The sequence below is a fragment of the Pseudomonas sp. UTLPPB19802 genome (genome assembly GCF_059730225.1).
The window spans coordinates 2,170,960-2,191,378 of sequence record NZ_AP048545.1 but is presented as its reverse complement, the minus strand read 5'-3'; the positions used below and the strand labels follow the sequence as shown (position 1 = coordinate 2,191,378).

Annotated in this window: 17 protein-coding genes; 6 read left to right on the top strand and 11 right to left on the bottom strand. The window is 62.2% G+C overall.

What is annotated here, in order from left to right:
- Positions 1-19: 19 nt before the first annotated feature.
- The gene (gene mltF / locus AC6I6U_RS09955) at positions 20-1,480 is read left to right on the top strand and encodes a membrane-bound lytic murein transglycosylase MltF (RefSeq protein WP_497881777.1); all 1,461 of its coding nucleotides are present in this window, start codon (positions 20-22) and stop codon (positions 1,478-1,480) included.
- A 45-nt stretch (positions 1,481-1,525) separates the two neighbouring features.
- On the opposite strand, the gene pdxJ is transcribed toward mltF, so the two are convergent.
- The 9 genes from pdxJ to lptF all read right to left on the bottom strand — a co-directional run bounded on the left by pdxJ (position 1,526) and on the right by lptF (position 10,213).
- On the bottom strand, positions 1,526-2,272 hold the full coding sequence (pdxJ, locus tag AC6I6U_RS09950; protein ID WP_497881776.1) for a pyridoxine 5'-phosphate synthase: 747 nt from the start codon (positions 2,270-2,272) through the stop codon (positions 1,526-1,528).
- A 103-nt stretch (positions 2,273-2,375) separates the two neighbouring features.
- On the bottom strand, positions 2,376-3,065 hold the full coding sequence (gene recO / locus AC6I6U_RS09945) for a DNA repair protein RecO (protein ID WP_497881775.1): 690 nt from the start codon (positions 3,063-3,065) through the stop codon (positions 2,376-2,378).
- Positions 3,066-3,184: 119 nt separating this feature from the next.
- Positions 3,185-4,087, bottom strand: a complete 903-nt coding sequence (gene era / locus AC6I6U_RS09940; protein ID WP_497881774.1) for a GTPase Era — start codon at positions 4,085-4,087, stop codon at positions 3,185-3,187.
- Entirely contained in the window at positions 4,080-4,769 is a 690-nt protein-coding gene (gene rnc / locus AC6I6U_RS09935) for a ribonuclease III (protein ID WP_497881773.1), read from the bottom strand. Before rnc ends, era begins: the two co-directional genes overlap by 8 nt.
- The gene (locus AC6I6U_RS09930; RefSeq protein ID WP_497881772.1) at positions 4,766-5,143 is read right to left on the bottom strand and encodes a DUF4845 domain-containing protein; all 378 of its coding nucleotides are present in this window, start codon (positions 5,141-5,143) and stop codon (positions 4,766-4,768) included. Before AC6I6U_RS09930 ends, rnc begins: the two co-directional genes overlap by 4 nt.
- A gap of 67 nt (positions 5,144-5,210) precedes the next feature.
- The gene (gene lepB, locus AC6I6U_RS09925; protein ID WP_497881771.1) at positions 5,211-6,065 is read right to left on the bottom strand and encodes a signal peptidase I; all 855 of its coding nucleotides are present in this window, start codon (positions 6,063-6,065) and stop codon (positions 5,211-5,213) included.
- Between the two features lie 5 nt (positions 6,066-6,070).
- Positions 6,071-7,870, bottom strand: coding sequence for a translation elongation factor 4 (gene lepA / locus AC6I6U_RS09920; protein ID WP_497881770.1), 1,800 nt, complete (start codon positions 7,868-7,870; stop codon positions 6,071-6,073).
- A gap of 170 nt (positions 7,871-8,040) precedes the next feature.
- Positions 8,041-9,102 (bottom strand): LPS export ABC transporter permease LptG, encoded by a 1,062-nt coding sequence (gene lptG, locus AC6I6U_RS09915; RefSeq protein ID WP_497881769.1) that lies wholly within the window; start codon positions 9,100-9,102, stop codon positions 8,041-8,043.
- Complete coding sequence (lptF, locus tag AC6I6U_RS09910) at positions 9,095-10,213, bottom strand: LPS export ABC transporter permease LptF (protein WP_497881768.1); 1,119 nt, start codon at positions 10,211-10,213, stop codon at positions 9,095-9,097. Before lptF ends, lptG begins: the two co-directional genes overlap by 8 nt.
- Positions 10,214-10,491: 278 nt before the next feature.
- On the opposite strand from lptF, the gene AC6I6U_RS09905 reads away from it, so the two are divergent.
- The 5 genes from AC6I6U_RS09905 to leuA all read left to right on the top strand — a co-directional run bounded on the left by AC6I6U_RS09905 (position 10,492) and on the right by leuA (position 18,254).
- Positions 10,492-11,985, top strand: a complete 1,494-nt coding sequence (locus AC6I6U_RS09905; protein WP_497881767.1) for a leucyl aminopeptidase — start codon at positions 10,492-10,494, stop codon at positions 11,983-11,985.
- Positions 11,986-12,042: 57 nt separating this feature from the next.
- Complete coding sequence (locus tag AC6I6U_RS09900) at positions 12,043-12,471, top strand: DNA polymerase III subunit chi (RefSeq protein WP_497881766.1); 429 nt, start codon at positions 12,043-12,045, stop codon at positions 12,469-12,471.
- A gap of 8 nt (positions 12,472-12,479) precedes the next feature.
- On the top strand, positions 12,480-12,950 hold the full coding sequence (locus AC6I6U_RS09895; RefSeq protein WP_497881765.1) for a DNA polymerase III subunit chi: 471 nt from the start codon (positions 12,480-12,482) through the stop codon (positions 12,948-12,950).
- A gap of 349 nt (positions 12,951-13,299) precedes the next feature.
- Entirely contained in the window at positions 13,300-16,146 is a 2,847-nt protein-coding gene (locus tag AC6I6U_RS09890; protein ID WP_497881764.1) for a valine--tRNA ligase, read from the top strand.
- A 425-nt stretch (positions 16,147-16,571) separates the two neighbouring features.
- Positions 16,572-18,254, top strand: coding sequence for a 2-isopropylmalate synthase (gene leuA, locus AC6I6U_RS09885; RefSeq protein ID WP_497881763.1), 1,683 nt, complete (start codon positions 16,572-16,574; stop codon positions 18,252-18,254).
- A 171-nt stretch (positions 18,255-18,425) separates the two neighbouring features.
- Here the strand turns inward: leuA and AC6I6U_RS09880 are convergent, their stop codons facing one another.
- Both AC6I6U_RS09880 and AC6I6U_RS09875 read right to left on the bottom strand, forming a co-directional pair.
- Entirely contained in the window at positions 18,426-19,217 is a 792-nt protein-coding gene (locus AC6I6U_RS09880) for an amidohydrolase (protein WP_497881762.1), read from the bottom strand.
- The gene (locus AC6I6U_RS09875; protein WP_497881761.1) at positions 19,205-20,353 is read right to left on the bottom strand and encodes a pyridoxal phosphate-dependent aminotransferase; all 1,149 of its coding nucleotides are present in this window, start codon (positions 20,351-20,353) and stop codon (positions 19,205-19,207) included. The genes AC6I6U_RS09880 and AC6I6U_RS09875 overlap by 13 nt, the downstream gene beginning before the upstream one ends.
- Positions 20,354-20,419: the final 66 nt, after the last annotated feature.

The following is a 20,419-nucleotide window of genomic DNA, read 5'->3' as shown; positions in this document are numbered from 1 at the left end:
CTTTGCGTATACTGCGCAAATGTTTTCTCGAACTGCTTTCCGCCCGCGCTGTGCCAAGTGGCTCATCGCAACCGGACTCTTCCTGATGCTCGGCGCCTGTGTTGAGAAACCCAGCACGCTCGAGCGCGTAAAGGAGGACGGCGTACTGCGCGTGATCACCCGCAACAGTCCGGCCACCTACTTCCAGGATCGCAACGGCGAAACCGGCTTCGAATACGAGCTGGTCAAGCGTTTTGCCGATGACCTAGGGGTCAAGCTCGAGATCGAGACCGCCGACAACCTCGACGACCTGTTCAGCCAGTTGGGCAAACCCAACGGCCCGGTCCTGGCAGCTGCGGGGCTGGTCGGCAGCGACGAGCGCAAGCAGCAGGCGCGCTTCTCCCACCCGTACCTGGAAGTCACCCCGCAGGTCATCTACCGTAACGGCCAGCCGCGCCCCACCACACCCGCGGACCTGGCGGGCAAACGCATTACGGTTCTGAAGGGCAGCACCCACGCCGACCAGTTGGCCGAACTGAAAAAGCAGAATCCGGCAATAGAATACGAAGAGTCCGACGCTGTCGAAGTCGTCGACCTACTGCGCATGGTCGATGAGGGGCAGATTGACCTGACCCTGGTGGACTCCAACGAAGTGGCGATGAACCAGGTCTATTTCCCCAACGTGCGGGTTGCCTTCGACCTTGGCGACGCCCGCAACCAGCGCTGGGCCGTGGCCCCGGGGGAAGACAACAGCCTGCTCAACGAGGTCAATGCCTACCTCGACAAGGTGCAGAAAAACGGCACCCTGCAACGTCTGAAAGACCGGTATTACGGGCACGTCGACGTTCTCGGCTACGTCGGCGCCTATACCTTCGCCCAACACCTGCAGCAGCGCCTGCCCAAGTACGAGAAACACTTCCAGGCCGCAGCCAAGCAGGAAAAAATCGACTGGCGCCTGCTGGCCGCCATTGGTTACCAGGAATCGCTGTGGCAGCCGGACGTCACGTCCAAGACCGGGGTACGCGGCCTGATGATGCTGACCCAGAACACCGCCCAGGCAATGGGCGTGTCCAATCGCCTGGATGCCAAGCAGAGCATCATTGGCGGCGCCAAGTACCTGGCCTACATGAAGGACCAGCTCGACGACAAGATAGAGGAGCCGGATCGGACCTGGTTTGCCCTGGCGGCCTACAACGTCGGCAGCGGCCACCTCGACGACGCGCGCAAGCTCGCCGAAAACGAGGGCCTGAACCCGAACAAGTGGCTGGATGTGAAAAAGATGCTGCCGCGCCTGTCGCAGAAACAGTGGTATCGCAAGACTCGCTACGGCTACGCCCGTGGTGGCGAGCCCGTGCACTTCGTCGCCAACATCCGCCGCTACTACGACATCCTGACCTGGGTAACCCAGCCGCAGCTCGAAGGCAGCCAGGTCGCCGAAGGCGCATTGCACATCCCGGGCGTGGACAAGACCAAGCCGACCGAGCAGCCGTCACAGCTCTGATTGCGGGAGCCGCCAGCCGGCTCCCGCATCAAGGTTTACGAGGATTCAGGCCTTGGCAGCCGCCGCCAGGATCAGCGCCTTCATTTCCGCCACAGCCCCCTTGAAGCCGACAAACAACGCATGGGCCACCAGCGCATGGCCGATGTTCAGCTCATTGATCCCGGCAATTGCCGCCACCGCCTCGACGTTATGGTAGTGCAGGCCGTGCCCGGCATTGACGATCAGCCCCTGGGAAACGCCGAACGCCACGCCATCGGCGATGCGCTTGAGCTCTTCAGCGACCTCTGCTGGCGTCTCGGCATCGGCATAACGCCCGGTGTGCAACTCGATCGCCGGCGCACCGACCTGCTTGGCCGCCGCAATCTGCCGCTCATCGGCATCGATGAACAGCGATACTTCGCTACCAATCCGGCTCAGGCGTTCGACCGCCGCCTGGATTCGCTCGATCTGACCGGCCACGTCCAGCCCGCCTTCGGTAGTCAATTCCTGGCGGGTTTCCGGCACCAGGCAAATGTGCGCCGGGCGAATGCGCTCGGCAAACGCCATCATTTCTTCGGTCACGCCCATTTCAAAATTCATGCGGGTTTGCAGCACGTCCTTGAGCAGCAACACATCACGCTCCTGGATATGCCGGCGATCTTCACGCAGGTGCACGGTGATGCCATCGGCTCCAGCCTCCTCGGCGTCCAGCGCGGCCTTGACCGGATCGGGGTAGCGAGTGCCCCGGGCCTGACGCAGGGTGGCAACGTGGTCGATGTTCACGCCGAGAAGAATGCGGGTGCTGGTACTCACGGAAAGGCTCCTGGAGAGTTGAGGAATCGGTCCACAGCATACACGGGACATGGCCATGCACGCGCAGTTGCATCGATCAAATTCATGCAACCACCCTGCTCGCTCAAGGCTTGCGGAACAACTCGCGACTGACCAGCGGCTTGCCACCCAGATGCACTGCAAGCGCCTGGCGCATCAGGCGCTTGGCGGCGGAAAGGGCCCCGACCGCACTCCAGTCGGCCTCGGCCATGGCCAACAGCTCGCTCCCCTGGAACAGGCCAGGCTGCAGCAGGTAGACCCGCTCCAGACCGGCATCGACCTGCAGCCGGTACATGCCGTCTGCCGCCAACGCGTCGCCATGAATATCCACATTCAAGGCAAAGCCATAGCCGAGATCATCCAGCAGTCGCCATTCGAACGAGCGCAGCAGTGGCTCCAGCGGGCGGCCTTCGGCCAGGGCCAGCAGGGTCAGGGCGTAATGTTCGAACAACACCGGGTGCGGGTCTTCGGCGGGGAGCAGGCGGATCAGCAACTCGTTGAGATAGAGGCCGCTGAACAGCGCGTCACCACTCAACCAGACGGCGACCCCGGCACTCTCCATGCGACCGACATTTTTCAGCTCGCTGCGACCGCGGAATTCGACTTCCAGTGGCACGAACGGCCTCGCCAGGGTCCCGGCCTTGCCTCGCGCATTGCGCAGCACCGCCCGCAGCCGGCCCTGGGGCGTGATGAAATCCACCAGGGCGCTGTTTTCGCGATAGGCACGGGAGTGCAGGACGTAGGCCGGTTGGCCGGGAGGAGGATTGCTGGACATTGGCCTGTGAACATTTCTGAAGATAGGATGGCAATGAACCTTGTGGCGAGCGGGCTTGTCGGGACGCCGCACCGCCGCGCTGGGGTGCAGGGCACCCCACAAGACAGCACCTTCAGACCTTACAGGTCGCCGTAGCCCAGGGAACGCAGGGCACGCTCGTCATCGGACCAGCCGCCCTTCACCTTGACCCACAAGTTGAGCATGACCTTCGAATCGAACAGCAGCTCCATATCCTTGCGAGCCTCGCTGCCGATGCGCTTGATACGCTCGCCCTTGTCACCGATGATGATCTTCTTCTGCCCGTCACGTTCGACGAGGATCAGCGCATGGATGTGCAAGGTAGCACCCTGCTGCTTGAATTCCTCGATTTCCACGGTGATCTGGTAGGGCAGTTCCGCCCCCAGCTGGCGCATGATTTTCTCGCGCACCAGTTCGGCGGCGAGGAAACGGCTGCTGCGGTCGGTGATCTGGTCTTCCGGGAAGAAATGCTCGTTCTCGGGCAGTTGCTGGGCAATCAGCCCCTCAAGCGTGTCGAGGTTGTGCCCCTGCTGCGCGGAAATCGGCACGATCTGCGCTTTCGGCAGCTGCTCCTGCAACCAGCTCAGGTGCGGCATCAGCTCGGCCTTGTCCTCGATCCGGTCGGTCTTGTTCAGGGCAACGATCACCGGCCCCTCAACGTACTGGATACGTTCCAGGACCAACTGGTCCTCATCGGTCCAGCGGGTGCGGTCGACTACAAAAATCACCACGTCGACGTCTTTCAACGCCGCCGAGGCGGTCTTGTTCATGTAGCGGTTCAGCGCCTTGTCGTTGCTCTTGTGCATGCCGGGAGTATCGACATAGATCGCCTGGATATCTCCCTCGGTCTTGATACCGAGCATATTGTGACGGGTGGTCTGCGGCTTGCGCGAGGTGATCGCCAGCTTCTGGCCGAGGATGTGGTTCAGCAGCGTGGACTTGCCCACGTTCGGCCGGCCAACGATGGCGACATAGCCGCAGCGTGTTGCAGTTGAATCAGTCATTGCCATTCTCCACGCCCAGGGCGATCAGTGCTGCGGCGGCCGCCACCTGTTCGGCGATACGGCGGCTCACGCCCTGCCCTCGGCTTTTCTCGTTCAAAAGGGTGACTTCGCACTCGACGAAGAAGGTCCGGCAGTGCGGCTCACCCTGGATATCCACCACTTCGTAACGCGGCAGCTCGCAAGCCCGCGATTGCAGGAATTCCTGCAGCCGGGTCTTGGGGTCCTTGTTGGTGTCGACCAGCGTCAGGCTGTCGAACTCCGAAGCCAGCCAGGCCAGCACGCGCTCGCGCGCCACGTCGATACCCGCGTCCAGGTAGATAGCACCGATCAGTGCCTCCAGGGCATCGGCGAGGATCGACTCGCGGCGAAAACCGCCACTCTTCAACTCACCGGAGCCCAGGCGCAGGTAATCGCCGAGTTCGAAACCACGGGCCAGCACTGCCAGTGTTTCACCTTTTACCAGGCGTGCGCGCAAACGCGACAACTGGCCTTCGCGAGCCTGTGGAAAGCGCTCGAACAACGACTCGCCGGCCACGAAGTTGAGAATCGCGTCGCCAAGGAACTCCAGGCGCTCGTTGTTGCGCCCGGCAAAGCTGCGGTGTGTCAGGGCCAGGAGCATCAGCTCCTGGTCCTTGAAGGTATGGCCGAGCTTACGCTCGAGACGGCTCAAGGACAGGCTCACGGTTTACCCACGCTGAATTCGTGATCGAACTTAACCACCAGATCGATATTCTGGACCAGCGCGACACGCTGCTCGTATTTCAGATGGGCAAGAAATCGGCTGCCCTCCACCGTTACGCTTAACGCTTTGTTCAAATCCACGTCCTGAATACTGTTGACCTGCATTCCGCGGGCAACATGGCTGTAAAAGTCGTTGACGGTGGTTACTTCCGCCGTCTTGTCGGTTTCCACCGACATGATGATTTTCTTCATCGACATGTAGTCGAGATAAATCGGGACCAGCTTGAATGCCGTGCTGCTGGCGAAGGCTACCAGGGCCAGGGCCAACAACCAGCCGACAAACGACAGGCCTTTCTGTGAGGCGGCGGACCGCATGGTCGTTCTCATCGTGCTCAAGTACCTGAAAAGCATTCGGCGCTGTATTCAACAGCGCCGTTTGGGGTTACTTGATCAGGCCGACCCGCGAGAAGTTCGGCAGGCGGCTGAACTTGGGACGGGGCCAGCTCATCCAGACTGCGAAGGCCTTGCCGACGATATTCTCGTCAGGAACCATGCCCAGCAGTTCCTTGGGAATGTTGGGATCGTCCCAGTAGCGGCTGTCATTGGAATTGTCACGGTTGTCGCCCATCATGAAGTAGTGCCCGGCAGGCACCGTCCATTCATGATCTGGCGGCGCGCGATAACGGCCCATCTCCTTGCGGATCAGGTGTTCGGCGGCGCCCAGCTTCTCTTTGTAGAGTTCGGCGCTGCCAAGCATGCCAGGCTCGTTGCCCACCAGTTGCTCGGCCACCGGTTCACCGTTGACGAACAGCTTCTTGTCGCTGGTGTAGCGCACCACGTCGCCCGGCAACCCCACTACACGCTTGATGTAGTTGACGTTCGGGTCGCTCGGGTAGCGGAACACCATGACATCGCCGCGTTGCGGATCACCCACCGGGATCACCTTCTTGTCGATCACCGGCAAGCGAATCCCGTAGGAAAACTTGTTCACCAGGATGAAGTCGCCTACATCCAGGGTCGGTTTCATCGAGCCGGACGGAATCTGGAACGGCTCCACCAGGAACGAACGCAGCACCAGAACGATGAACAGCACCGGGAAGAAGGATTTGCCGTATTCAACCAGCAAAGGCTCCTTGTTCAGCTTCTCGAGTACGACCACGTCAGGCTGCGCGACGCTGCCCTCGTAGGTAGCAATCGCCGAACGCCGACGTGGCGCCAGGAAGACCACATCGAGCAGCGCCAACAGACCGCAGACAGCGACGGCAATGACCAGCAACAGCGGGAAATTTAGTGACATAGGACCTAACTATCCAACCTGAGCACCGCAAGGAAGGCTTCCTGTGGAACTTCCACGTTACCTACTTGCTTCATGCGTTTCTTACCGGCCTTCTGCTTTTCCAACAGCTTGCGCTTACGGCTCACGTCACCACCGTAGCATTTGGCCAGTACGTTCTTTCTGAGCGCCTTGACGGTTGTCCGCGCCACGATCTGGCCACCGATAGCGGCCTGGATGGCAACGTCGAACATCTGACGAGGAATCAGTTCTTTCATCTTCTCGGTCAACGCACGACCTTTGTAGTGCGCGTTGTCCCGATGCACGATCAACGCCAGGGCATCGACCTTCTCGCCATTGATCATCACGTCCAGCTTGACCAGGTTGGCCGACTGGTAACGATCAAAATGATAGTCCAGCGAAGCATAGCCGCGACTGGTGGATTTGAGGCGGTCGAAGAAGTCCAGGACCACTTCGTTCATCGGCAGGTCGTAGGTCACTTGCACCTGCGAACCGAGGAACAACATGTCGTGCTGAACGCCGCGCTTCTCGATACACAGCGTAATGACGTTACCCAGGTGCTCCTGCGGCACAAGGATATTGGCCCGCACGATCGGCTCGCGCATGTCCTCGATGGCGGACAGATCCGGCAACTTGGACGGGTTGTCGACGTAAATGGTTTCACCGTTCTTGAGCTTGAGCTCGAAGATTACGGTCGGCGCAGTGGTGATCAGGTCCAGGTCGTATTCGCGCTCCAGGCGCTCCTGGATGATCTCCATGTGCAGCATGCCGAGGAAGCCGCAACGGAAACCGAAGCCCAGTGCATCCGAGCTTTCCGGGGTGTACTGCAGCGAGGAGTCGTTGAGCGTCAGCTTCTGCAGGGCTTCGCGGAAGTCCTCGAAATCGTCGGAGCTGACCGGGAACAGGCCGGCATAAACCTGTGGCTGGATACGCTTGAAGCCCGGCAGCACGTCGACATCGGGCGTCGAGCTCAAGGTCAGGGTGTCACCGACCGGCGCACCGTGAATGTCCTTGATGCCGGCGATGATGAAGCCTACTTCACCGGCCTTCAGGTCGGCGGTAGCGGTGTGTTTCGGGTTGAAGACACCGACGCTGTCTACCAGGTGGATCTTGCCGGTGGACTTGACCAGGATCTTGTCGCCCTTCTTCACACGGCCGTGGCGCACACGCACCAGGGACACGACGCCCAGGTAGTTGTCGAACCAGGAGTCGATGATCAGCGCCTGCAGCGGATCCTCGATATTGCCGGTTGGCGCCGGGATGGTGGTCACCAGGCGCTCGAGCACCTCGTCGACACCCAGACCGGTCTTGGCACTGCAGGTGACGGCGTCGGTGGCGTCGATACCGATGATCTTCTCGATCTCTTCCTTCACACGCTCCGGCTCGGCCTGCGGCAGGTCGATCTTGTTCAGGACCGGCATGACCTCCAGGCCCTGCTCGATCGCCGTGTAGCAGTTGGCCACGGACTGGGCTTCGACGCCCTGGCCGGCGTCGACCACCAGCAAGGCACCCTCGCAGGCCGCCAGGGAACGGCTGACTTCATAGGTGAAGTCGACGTGGCCGGGGGTGTCGATGAAGTTCAACTGGTAGGTGATGCCGTCTTTGGCCTTGTAGTACAAGGTGACGCTGTGGGCCTTGATGGTGATCCCGCGCTCGCGCTCGAGGTCCATGGAATCCAGCACCTGCGCTTCCATCTCACGTTCGGCCAGGCCGCCGCAGATCTGGATGAAGCGATCGGCCAGAGTCGACTTGCCATGGTCAATGTGGGCGATGATGGAGAAATTGCGGATATGACTCAAATCACTCACGGGTCAACACTCAAAAAGGTTGCAGGCAGACTGCCCGCCGAAAAATAGCCGAGAATTGTACCTGATGCGCAGCCAAGGCGTCACGTCAACCGGCGGGACGACAGGCACAAAAAAGCCCCTGCTGGTCGGCAGAGGCTCTTTTTCGGGTTATCCCGACAGGTGCGAGGCGTCTATCCGGCGCGACGCAGCAACCAGAACCCGGCGACGGCGCAGATTCCCGCCGGCACCAGTACCGCGAACAGCGGCGAGAAGCCGAAGACCAGGCTCGACGGCCCCAGCAGATCCTGGGCAATGCGGAAAGTGAAGCCCACCAGCACCCCGGTGAACACCCGCTGACCGAGAGTCACCGAACGCAGCGGGCCGAAAATGAACGAAATCGCCATCAGCACCAGCGCCGCCGTGACCAGCGGCTGCAGGATCTTGACCCAGAACGCCAGCCAATACCGGCCGTTGGCCAGCCCCTGGTCCGCCAGGTAGTGGATGTAGCCCCACAGGCCACTGATCGACAGCGATTCGGGCACCATCACCACGGTACTCAGCAGGTTCGGCTTCAGGGAAACACCCCAGGTTTCCTGCGGAGCGTTGACGACCTCGGTGTGGTCACCACGGAAATGGGTAGTGGTGACATCCGTCAGGTTCCAGTGATCCTGCTCGAAGCGTGCCTGCTTGGCAAAACTCGAGGACTGCAGGCGGCGCTGGTCGTCGAACTGGTAGCGGGTCACCCCGTAGAGCAGGCCATTGGGCTGCACGGCGTTGATATGGATGAACTCGTCACCCTGGCGGTGCCACAGGCCATGCTTGGAGCTCTGCGCATCGCCCGAGCCCTGGGCCAGGGCCCGGTCGGCCTGGGCCTTGCTCTCGGTAACCGGCGCGACGTATTCGCCCACCAGCACGCCGACGATCATCAGCACCAGCATGGGCTTCATCACCGCCCAGACGATACGCCCGACGGATACCCCCGCCGCACGCATGATGGTCAATTCGCTGTTGCTGGCCAGGCTACCCAGGCCGATCAGGCAACCGATCAGGGCGGCCATCGGCAGCATGTCGTAGACGCGCCGGGGCGCTGTCAGCAACACGAAACTGAGGATATCGCCCCATGTGTAGGTATCGCTGACGTTACCCATCTCGTCGATGAAGGCGAACAGCGAGGCCAGGCCGAGAATGATCCCGAGCACAGCCAGGATCGCCATGAATACAGCACTGCCAATGTAGCGGTCGAGCTTAACCACGAGCCATCTCCTTCATGCCGCGGCGACTCGCCAGCTTCAAACGCAACGGTTCCCAATACAGCAGTCCCAGGCCAATCGCCAGGAACAGCGCATGCACCCACCACAGGCCGAGCGCCGGCGACAGCTTGCCCTTCTCCAGGGCTCCACGGGCCGAGATCAGCATGGTCAGGTAGGCCATGTACAGCAGGATCGCCGGTAGCAGCTTGAGGAAGCGCCCCTGGCGTGGGTTGACGCGAGACAGCGGCACCGCCATCAGGGTGACGATGAACACCAGCAACGGCAAAGACAGGCGCCATTGCAGCTCGGCAATCGATTTGCGCTCATTGCTGCCCCACAGGTCACGGGTGGCCAGCGCATCGCGGTCGGTCACCTCGTTGCTGATTTCCGGTTTTTCCATCTGCACGCCATAGGTGTCGTACTTGATCGCCCGGTAGTCCGCCTGCCCCGGACTGCCGTCATAGCGGTAGCCATTTTCCAGGATCAGGTAGCGGTTGCCATCCGGCTTGACCTCGAGACGACCGTGATCGGCCACCAGCACCGAAATACCGCGGTCCTTCTTGTCCTGCCCCAGGCGCTTCTCCGAAATGAACACGCCACCCAGCTGGGTGCGGTCCTCGGAAAGCTTTTCGGTATAGGTGATCCGCGAGCCGTCGTTCAAGGCCTGGAAGCGCCCCGGCTCCAGGGTATCGAACTCGGTCAGGGCATCCTGCCGGTTCAGCACCAGCTGGAACTGGTAGGCGCCCTGGGGCGCCAGGGCCAGGCTCAGCCAGGCCACCAGCAGCGCCACCAGCAATGCCGGGGCCATGGTCAGGCCGAGCAGGCGCTGCTGGCTCATGCCAGTGGCGGACAACACGGTCATTTCGCTTTCCAGGTACAACCGACCGTAGGCCAGCAGAATCCCGAGGAACAGGCCCAGCGGCAGGATCAGCTGCAGGAACCCGGGCAGGCGAAAGCCCATGATCAGGAACAGGGCACCCGGGTCCAGGGCACCCGAGGCAGCCTGGGCGAGGAATTTGACGAAGCGCCCGCTCATGGTGATCACCAGCAGGACGGCGCTGACGGCACTCAATGTAACCAGGACTTCGCGAGACAGATAACGAAAGACGATCAAACCAGACACTCCAGGGTTGTCAGGCTAAGGCGGCCGAACAAGCAAACAGGGTGGTCCGCACTGCGAGCCACCCGAAAGGATGGCGCATTATCCTGTGATTGATCGCCCCTGTCACTGCGCACGCTCAACCGCGCACGCAAAGCTGCAACGCAGGGTTGTCAGCAGCGGTCGGCGAGGTTCAAACTGCGGCCTTTGTCGCTTGCGCGCCACCGTGTCGCCAAGCCACCCAGCGCAGAGCCTCGCTGCGCGCCAACTGACCTTTATTCAGGGACCCAGACATGGAACTGGTTGTAAAAAGCGTTAGCCCGGAAACGTTGAAAACCGCCACCCTGGTAGTCGCCGTCGGCGAAGGCCGCAAGCTCGGCACCGTCGCGCAGAAGATCGACGAGCTGACTGGCGGCACTATCGCCACCATCCTCAAGCGCGGCGACCTGACCGGCAAGGTCGGCCAGAGCCTGCTACTGCAGAGCCTGCCGAACCTGAAGGCCGAGCGCGTACTGCTGGTGGGCGTGGGCAAGGATGCCGAACTGGGCGACCGGCCGTTCCGCAAGATCGCCGCCAGCATCCTCACCACCCTCAAGGGCCTGGGCGGCACCGATGCCGTGATCGCGCTCGACGAAGAAGTAGTGGTCAAGGGCCGCGACAGCTATGGCAAGACCCGCCTGCTGGCCGAGAGCCTGCTCGATGGCGAATACAACTTCGACACCTACAAGAGCCAGAAGGCTGAACCCCGCGCCCTGAAGAAAATCACCCTGGCCACCATCAAGGCCGCCCAGGCTGAAGTCGAACGCGCCGTGACCCACGCCAAGGCAATCGCCACCGGCATGGCCCTCACCCGCGACCTGGGCAACGCACCACCGAACGTCTGCCACCCGATCTACCTCGCCGAACAGGCCAAGAGCCTGGGCAAGGCCTACAAGGGCCTGAAGGTCGAGATCTTCGACGAGAAGAAGATCAAGGAAATGGGCATGGGCTCGTTCTACGCCGTCGGCCAGGGCAGCGACCAGCCGCCTCGCCTGATCGTCATGCAGTACAACGGCGGCAAGAAATCCGAGAAGCCATTTGCCCTGGTCGGCAAGGGCATCACCTTCGACACCGGCGGCATCAGCCTCAAGCCCGGCGCCGGCATGGATGAGATGAAGTTCGACATGGGCGGCGCCGCGAGCGTCTTCGGCACCCTCAAGGCGGTGCTGGAGCTCAAGCTGCCGATCAACCTGGTGTGCATCCTGGCCTGTGCCGAGAACATGCCGAGCGGTGGCGCGACCCGTCCGGGCGACATCGTCACCACCCTCAGCGGCCAGACCGTGGAAATCCTCAACACCGACGCCGAAGGCCGCCTGGTGCTGTGCGATGCACTGACCTACTCCGAGCGCTTCAAGCCGCAGGCAGTGATCGACATCGCCACCCTGACCGGCGCCTGCATCGTCGCCCTCGGCTCCCACACCTCGGGCCTGCTCGGCAACAACGACGAGCTGATCGAGCAACTGCTGAGCGCTGGCCGCCAGGCCGATGACCGTGCCTGGCAACTGCCGCTGTTCGACGAGTACCAGGAACAGCTGGACAGCCCGTTCGCCGACATCGCCAACATCGGCGGGCCAAAGGCCGGCACCATCACCGCGGCCTGCTTCCTGTCGCGCTTCACCAAGAACCTCAACTGGGCCCACCTGGATATCGCCGGCACCGCCTGGATCAGTGGCGGCAAGGACAAGGGCGCCACCGGCCGTCCGGTGCCCCTGCTGACCCAGTACCTGCTGGATCGCGCCAAGGCCTGACCCCGAGCCTGCCGGGCGGCGCCCGTCAACGCCGCCGCCCGGCCTGCGGAATTCCCCATGACCCAAGTCGACTTCTATATTCTCCCCAGCGCGGACCCTCTGGCCCGCCTGGACTTCGCCTGCAAGCTGACCGAAAAGGCCTGGCGCCTGGGCCACCGCATCTACCTGCACTGCAGCGATGCCGAACAGCGCGAGGAGCTCGATGCCCGCCTGTGGCGTTTCAAGGGCGAAAGCTTCGTGCCCCACGGCCCGGCCGAGAGCGAACCGGAAGGTGCCGTGGTACTGGGATTGGGAGATGATCCCGGAACCCACCAGGACTTGCTGGTCAACCTCGACAAGCGTGTTCCACCGTTTGCCTCGCGCTTTGCCCGCATCGCGGAAGTGGTGGTGGAAGACCCGGCTATCCGCCAGGCGGCACGGGAGAGTTTCCGCTTCTACCGTGAACAGGGCTATCCTCTGCAAGATCACCGTCTACAGCGACTTTGAGCACCCCGATGGACACTCCAAAACAATCACAAAAGGCCGCGCCCCTGCTGGACGAGCTAGAGTCGATCCGCAAGCTGCTGGGCGACGAGACCTTGCAGCCACCGCTGCTGACCGAGACCGTTGCTACCGAAGGGCAGATTCCACTGCTGTTCGACATGGTGGGCAGCAAGGCCAAGCCCGAGGTTCACGTCACGGCCCAGCTCGAAGTCCAGGAAGAAACCAGGGCCGAAGCCCCACCCGCGACCAGCAAGCCGGCAGCTCTCACACCCGAGCCAGCTCCGGTGGCCGCCGCTCCCGCCGCCGAACCTTCGCGCAACAGGAACCAGGACGCCCTGCTGCACCTGGACAGCGAACTGCGCGCCGCCGCCCAACTGATCATGCAGGATGTGATCGACGACTTCGCCCCGCATATCGAAACCGAAATCAAGCGCCGCCTGGACGCCCGGATGGAGCGCCTGCTCAGCCAATACCCGTCCTGACGCGGTAGAACGCCAGCCCCGAGTAAACAAACTCGAAGTCGAGCACCACCTTGTGGCGAGCGGGCTTGCCCGCGTTCGGGCGCGAAGCGGCCGCAAGATCAGGCAACCAGTTTTGCCTGACACTCCGCATAGACCGGCTTCAGGGCCGCTTCGCGCCCCAGCGCGGGCAAGCCCGCTCGCCACAAAAACACTCCGCCCCTACACATCGGCTCACGCCTGGATAGGCGGATTGAGCGCCTATCCAGCCAATATTTTGCAGCACCACCCCTCACCTCGCTCTACGCCCCGCGCCATATCCCCGTTATACTTGTCGGCTTTCCTGAATTAATGCCTAAGGGTCCCGCCGCGCATGGATAAGACCTACCAGCCACACGCCATTGAAACTTCCTGGTACCAGACCTGGGAGTCCGAGAACTACTTCGCCCCACAAGGCGCGGGTGACTCGTACACCATCATGATCCCGCCGCCGAACGTCACCGGCAGCCTGCACATGGGCCACGGTTTCAACAACGCGATCATGGACGCACTGATCCGCTTCCGCCGCATGCAGGGTCGCAACACCCTGTGGCAGCCGGGCACCGACCACGCGGGCATCGCGACCCAGATGCTGGTGGAGCGCCAGCTCGAAGCCCAGGGCCAGAACCGGCACGACCTGGGTCGCGAGAAGTTCCTGGAGAAGGTCTGGGAATGGAAGGACCAATCCGGCGGCAACATCAGCCGGCAGATCCGCCGCCTGGGTTCGTCGGTGGACTGGAGCCGCGAGCGCTTCACCATGGATGACGGCCTGTCCGAAGCGGTCAAGGAAGCCTTCGTGCGCCTGCACGAGGATGGCCTGATCTACCGCGGCAAGCGTTTGGTCAACTGGGACACCAAGTTGCACACGGCGATCTCCGACCTCGAAGTGGAAAACCACGACGAGAAGGGTTTCCTGTGGAACCTGCGCTACCCGCTGGCTGACGGCGCCAAGACCGCCGAAGGCCTGGATCACCTGATCGTCGCCACCACCCGCCCGGAAACCATGCTCGGCGACTCCGCCGTCGCAGTGAACCCGAACGACGAGCGCTACAAGGCGCTGATCGGCCAGTTCGTCGAGCTGCCGCTGGTTGGCCGTCGCATCCCGATCATCGCCGACGACTACTGCGATCCGGAGTTCGGTACTGGCTGCGTGAAGATCACCCCGGCCCACGACTTCAACGACTATGAAGTCGGCAAGCGCCACAACCTGCCGCTGCTGAACATCTTCGACAAGAACGCCAGCGTCCTGCCGGCCTGCCAGGTGTTCAACCTCGACGGCACGCTGAACGACAGCATCGACGGCACGATCCCGGCGCAATATGCCGGTCTCGACCGCTTCGAGGCTCGCAAGCAGATCGTCGCCGACTTCGACGCTGCCGGCCTTCTGGTCAGCGTCGACGATCACGCATTGAAAGTCCCGAAGGGCGACCGTTCCGGCACCGTTATCGAACCATGGCTGACCGACCAATGGTACGTATCGACCAAGCCGCTGGCCGAGCCGGCCATTGCCGCCGTAGAAGACGGCCGCATCGCCTTCGTGCCCAAGCAGTACGAAAACATGTACTTCTCCTGGATGCGCGATATCCAGGACTGGTGCATCAGCCGCCAACTGTGGTGGGGCCACCGGATTCCGGCCTGGTACGACGAGTCGGGCAAGGTCTACGTCGGCCGCGACGAAGCCGAAGTACGTACGAAGCACAACCTCGGCGCGGACATCGCGCTGCAGCAGGACAACGACGTTCTCGACACCTGGTTCAGTTCGGGCCTGTGGACCTTCTCCACCCTCGGCTGGCCGGAGCAGACCGACTTCCTCAAGACCTTCCACCCGACCGACGTACTGGTCACCGGTTTCGACATCATTTTCTTCTGGGTCGCCCGGATGATCATGCTGACCATGCACCTGGTGAAGAACGAGGACGGCACCCCGCAGGTTCCGTTCAAGACCGTCTACGTCCACGGCCTGGTCCGTGACGGCCAGGGCCAGAAGATGTCCAAGTCCAAGGGCAACGTCCTCGACCCGCTGGACATCATCGACGGTATCGAACTGGAAGCGCTGGTGCAGAAACGCACCACCGGCCTGATGCAGCCCAAGCTGCAGAAAGCCATCGAGAAGCAGACCCGCGCCGAATTCGCCGAAGGTATCGCCAGCTACGGCACCGACGCCCTGCGCTTTACCTTCTGCTCGCTGGCGTCCACCGGTCGCGACATCAAGTTCGACATGGGCCGCGTCGAAGGCTATCGCAACTTCTGCAACAAGATCTGGAACGCCGCCCGCTACGTGCTGGACAAGGGCGAGGACTGCGGCCAGAACGGCGAGGCCTACGAGCTGTCGCTGGCTGATCGCTGGATCATCTCGCAACTGCAGCGCACCGAAGCCGAAGTGACCCGCCAGCTCGACCAGTTCCGTTTCGACCTGGCCGCCCAGGCGCTCTACGAGTTCATCTGGAACCAGTACTGCGACTGGTACCTGGAGCTGTCCAAGCCGGTGCTGTGGGACGAGAACGCCCCGGTCGAGCGCCAGCGTGGCACTCGCCGCACCCTGGTCCGCGTACTGGAAGTGGCCCTGCGCCTGGCGCATCCGTTCATGCCGTTCATCACCGAGGAAATCTGGCAGCGCCTGGCGCCGCTGGTCGGTGCCGAAGGCAAGACCATCATGCTGCAACCGTGGCCGGTGGCGAACGAAGCGCGCATCGACCAGGCCGCAGAGGGCGATATCGAATGGCTCAAGGGCCTGATGCTCGGCGTACGTAACATCCGCGCCGAAATGAACATCGGCCCAGGCAAGCCACTGGCCCTTTTCCTGAACAACGCCGGTGCCGAAGACCAGCGTCGCCTGAAGGAAAACGAGACCCTGCTGAAGAAGCTGGCCAAGCTCGAATCGATCACCGTGCTGGCTGCCGGCGACGAAGCGCCACTGTCCGCCACCGCCCTGGTTGGCGAGATGGAAGTGCTGGTGCCCATGGCCGGCCTGATCGACAAGGGCGCCGAACTGGCGCGCCTGGACAAGGAAATCCAGCGCCTGCAGGGCGAAGTGCAGCGTGTCGGCGGCAAGCTGTCGAATGCCGCGTTCGTCGACAAGGCTCCGGCTGAAGTCATCGAGAAAGAGCGCGCCAAGCTCGCCGAGGCCGAACAGGCCCTGGGCAAGCTGGCCGAGCAACACGCCCGAATCTCCAGCCTGTAAGGCTGCGGGGCAATTGAAAAGGGAGGCCTTCGGGCCTCCCTTTTTATATCCGTCTGTCCCATACCACGCGCCAGGGGCTTTCAACAAGGCCGGGGAACCCGGCGAGAAGAATTGCGCCGGTCCAAAATAGTGCGCAATTGTTCTAGACTTTCCGCCGTAGAAGCAAAATAAAATCTCGAAAAAATCATTTTATCGAGTATTCCTCTCAATTTTCCCTACATGCTTGCCATCTTTCACCCCAATGGTTAGGGTTGAAAGCATGAAAACGTCCCATACCCTCATTCAGCGTCGTCAACACCGCAGTCTCTGCCTCGTCAGCGCACGACTGCCGGGCTGAATCGCGGTGCCTCATCCCCAGGCTTTTTCCTGACAACGCTACACCGGCTGGCCGCCTCTTCTCGGCCCTGACAAACAAGGAATTCTCCATGACCATGCTCAAAGACCCGTCGTCGAAATACCGCCCATTCCCGGTCATCGACCTGCCTGACCGCACCTGGCCGTCGAAAACCATCACGGCGGCGCCGATCTGGTGCAGCTCCGACCTGCGCGACGGCAACCAGTCGCTGATCGAGCCGATGGACGCGGTGAAGAAGCTGCGCTTCTGGAAAACCCTGGTCAGCGTCGGCGTCAAGGAAATCGAGGCGTCCTTCCCGGCCGCTTCGCAGACCGACTTCGACTTCGTGCGTACCCTGATCGAAGACGGCCACATTCCGGACGACACCACCATCCAGGTGCTGACCCAAGCCCGTGAAGACCTGATCGCCCGTACCTTCGAATCCCTGCGCGGGGCCAAGAAGGCCATCGTGCACCTGTACAACGCCACTAGCCCATCCTTCCGACGCATCGTCTTCAACCAGGACCAGCAAGGCGTGAAGGACATCGCAGTGAACGCGGCCAAGCTGTTCGTCAAATACGCCGCCCAGCAGCCGGAAACCCAGTGGCAGTTCGAATACTCCCCGGAGACCTTCAGCGCCACCGAGCTGGAGTTCGCCAAGGAAGTCTGCGACGCCGTAGTCGAAGTGTGGAACGCCACCCCTGAGAACAAGGTGATCCTCAACCTGCCCGCTACCGTTGAAGTGGCCACGCCGAACGTCTACGCCGACCAGATCGAGTGGTTCCACCGCAACATCAACCGCCGTGACAGCGTGATCATCAGCCTGCACACCCACAACGACCGTGGCACCGGCGTCGCCGCCACCGAGTTGGGCCTGATGGCCGGCGCCGATCGGGTCGAAGGCTGCCTGTTCGGCAACGGCGAGCGTACCGGTAACGTCGACCTGGTGACCGTGGCCCTGAACATGTACACCCAGGGCCTGAACCCTGAGCTGGATTTCTCCGACATCGACGGCGTACGCAAGGTCGTCGAGGAGTGCAACCAGATTCCGGTTCACCCGCGTCACCCTTATGTCGGCGACCTGGTTCACACGGCGTTCTCCGGCTCGCACCAGGATGCGATCCGCAAGGGCTTTGCCCAGCAACAGGCCGACGCCCTGTGGGAAGTACCGTACCTGCCGATCGACCCGGCCGACATCGGCCGCAGCTACGAGGCGGTGATCCGCGTCAACAGCCAGTCGGGCAAGGGCGGCATCGCCTACCTGCTGGAGCAGGAATACGGCATCAGCCTGCCACGTCGCATGCAGATCGAGTTCAGCCAGGTAGTACAGCGTGAAACCGACCGTCTTGGCCTGGAAATGACTGCCCAGCAGATTCACGCACTGCTCCACAGCGAGTACCTGCAAGCCAACACCCCGTATGCGCTGGTCAGCCATCGCCTGCAGGAAGAGAACGGCAACAGCAACGTCGAAGTCGAAGTGGCGAGCAAGGGCCAGGGCGAAACCAACCTGCACTGGCGCGGCAAGGGCAACGGCGCTCTGGAGGCACTGGTGGCCGGCTTGCCGGTTCCGGTGGAAATCATGGACTACAACGAGCACGCCATTGGTGCCGGCACCAATGCCAAGGCCGCGGCCTACATCGAGCTGCGCGTGAACGGCGAACGTGCGGTGCACGGCGTGGGTATCGATGAAAACATCACCACGGCCAGCTTCAAGGCAGTATTCAGTGCACTGAACCGCTCGCTGAGCCAATCGAATGCGAGCAAGGCCGCATAAGCGTCCGCCGCAATGAAAAGGCCCCGGGGTGAAAATCTCGGGGCCTTTTTTCATGGTGGTTTTTTGTCGAGTTTCAGGGCCCTTTCGCGGGTAAGCCCGGCTCCTACAGCTGGGTGATCTCTGTAGGAGCCGGGCTTACCCGCGAAAGGGCCGCCACTGCCACCCAACAACTCAGGTGAATTCGAAGGTGTCGGCATCCAGATTGGCCGGGAACCGCTCGCGATAGGCCGCCAGTTCCGCCGAACTCAAGGTGACCTGGAACACCCCATCGGCCTCTCCCGCCCCCAGCAATGACTCGCCCTGGAAATCCAGCACCTGGCTGTCGCCGGTGTACGAGAAACCCTTGCCGTCGGTGCCCACGCGATTCACCGCCGCCACGTAACACAGGTTCTCGATCGCCCGGGCCGGCAGCAACCGGTTCCAGTGCAACCGCCGCGCTCCAGGCCAGTTCGCGGTGTAGAGCAACAGGTCGGTGTCATGGGCATCCCGGCTCCACACCGGGAACCGCAGGTCGTAGCAGATCAGCGGGCGCACCCGCCATCCCTTCAGCTCGAACTGCACCTGGCGTTCGCCCGGCGTATAGTGATTGTGCTCACCCGCCATGCGAAACAGATGGCGCTTGTCGTAGTGCCAGACCTCGCCATCCGGCCGCGCCCACAGCAGGCGATTGCGGTGGCTGCCATCGGCGGCATGGACGATCACGCTACCGGTGACCACCGCGTCGAACTCCTTCGCCTGGCTACGCAGCCAATGGGTGGTCGGGCCGTTCTCCGGCTCAGCCAGGGTCTCGGATTCCATGGAGAAACCGGTGGTGAACATTTCCGGCAGGATGATCAGGTCCGCACCGCGGGCCTGCTCCAGCAGCAGCTCGAAATGCTCCAGGTTGGCCTGGCGGTCGTGCCAGGCCAGGGACGTCTGCACCAGGGCCAGCTTAAGGTCGGGCAAGGCACTCAGATCACGCATAGTTTCTCCGCCGCTTCACGCAGCGTCTCCTCGCGCTTGGCAAAACATAGGCGAACCAGGCGCTGGTCTGCCGGTGGGGTCTGGTAGAACACCGATACCGGGATCGCCGCCACGCCGTGCTCGCGGGCCATCCACATCGCCATGTCGACATCGTTCAGGTCCGGACGGATCCGGGAGTAATCGACCAGTTGGAAATAGGTACCCGCCACGCGCTTGAAGCTGAAGCGCGACTGGCTCAGCAAATCGCAGAACAGGTCGCGCTTCTGCTGGTAGAACGCCGGCAGGCGCTGCACATGCCCCGGGTCCGCTTCCATGTAGTCGGCCAGGGCGTACTGCAGCGGCGTCACGCCACAGAAACTCACGTACTGGTGGACCTTGCGCAACTCGGCGCTGAGAATCGGCGGCGCAATCACATAGCCGGTCTTCCAGCCAGTGACGTGGTAGGTCTTGCCGAACGAGCTGACCACGAAGGCCCGCTGGTACAGCGCCTCGTGAGCCAGCACGCTGGCATGCGGCACATCGTCGTAGACCAGGTGTTCATAGACCTCGTCACTGATCAGGTAGATGTCGCGATCGGCGATCAACGCGGCCAACTGATCCAGTTCGGCATGACTGATCAGTGCCCCACTGGGGTTGTGCGGCGTGTTGAGGATGATCATCCGCGTACGCGGGCTCAGGGCGTCCTCGAGTCTCTGCCAATCGATCGCGAAATCATCGAGCCCCAGTTGCACGTGGATACAGCGTCCACCGGCCAGCTCCACCGAAGGCTCGTAGCTGTCGTAACAGGGATCGAAGACGATGACCTCGTCGCCAGGCTGGATCACCGCCTGGATCGCACAGAAGATGCCTTGGGTCGCGCCAGGGGTGATGGTCACTTCCGCATCGGCGTTCACATGAACGCCATAACTGCTGAAGATCTTCGCCGCCACCTGCTGGCGCAGGGCTGGCAGACCGGTCATCGGCGCATACTGGTTGTGGCCACTGGCGATATGCCGGCCGACCGCGTCGCGCAAGGCCTGCGGGCCATCGAAATCCGGGAAACCCTGGGACAGGTTCAATGCACCGGTTTCCGCGGCGAGCTGGGACATCCGGGTGAAGATGGTGGTGCCGACATTCGGCAACTTGCTGGTGATCATGGGGCCGTTTTCCCTGCTGAACATCCGGCGCTACACGGCACGGGAGGATTCGAGGATAACGTATCC

Coding starts and splice junctions, on each gene's coding strand:
- lepB (WP_497881771.1), bottom strand. CDS start 6,065: ATGTCACTAAATTTCCCGCTGTTGCTGGTCATTGCCGTCGCTGTCTGC.
- recO (WP_497881775.1), bottom strand. CDS start 3,065: ATGTCCAGCAATCCTCCTCCCGGCCAACCGGCCTACGTCCTGCACTCC.
- era (WP_497881774.1), bottom strand. CDS start 4,087: ATGACTGATTCAACTGCAACACGCTGCGGCTATGTCGCCATCGTTGGC.
- AC6I6U_RS09930 (WP_497881772.1), bottom strand. CDS start 5,143: ATGCGGTCCGCCGCCTCACAGAAAGGCCTGTCGTTTGTCGGCTGGTTG.
- leuA (WP_497881763.1), top strand. CDS start 16,572: ATGACCATGCTCAAAGACCCGTCGTCGAAATACCGCCCATTCCCGGTC.
- AC6I6U_RS09875 (WP_497881761.1), bottom strand. CDS start 20,353: ATGATCACCAGCAAGTTGCCGAATGTCGGCACCACCATCTTCACCCGG.
- AC6I6U_RS09895 (WP_497881765.1), top strand. CDS start 12,480: ATGGACACTCCAAAACAATCACAAAAGGCCGCGCCCCTGCTGGACGAG.
- AC6I6U_RS09900 (WP_497881766.1), top strand. CDS start 12,043: ATGACCCAAGTCGACTTCTATATTCTCCCCAGCGCGGACCCTCTGGCC.
- AC6I6U_RS09890 (WP_497881764.1), top strand. CDS start 13,300: ATGGATAAGACCTACCAGCCACACGCCATTGAAACTTCCTGGTACCAG.
- AC6I6U_RS09905 (WP_497881767.1), top strand. CDS start 10,492: ATGGAACTGGTTGTAAAAAGCGTTAGCCCGGAAACGTTGAAAACCGCC.
- AC6I6U_RS09880 (WP_497881762.1), bottom strand. CDS start 19,217: ATGCGTGATCTGAGTGCCTTGCCCGACCTTAAGCTGGCCCTGGTGCAG.
- mltF (WP_497881777.1), top strand. CDS start 20: ATGTTTTCTCGAACTGCTTTCCGCCCGCGCTGTGCCAAGTGGCTCATC.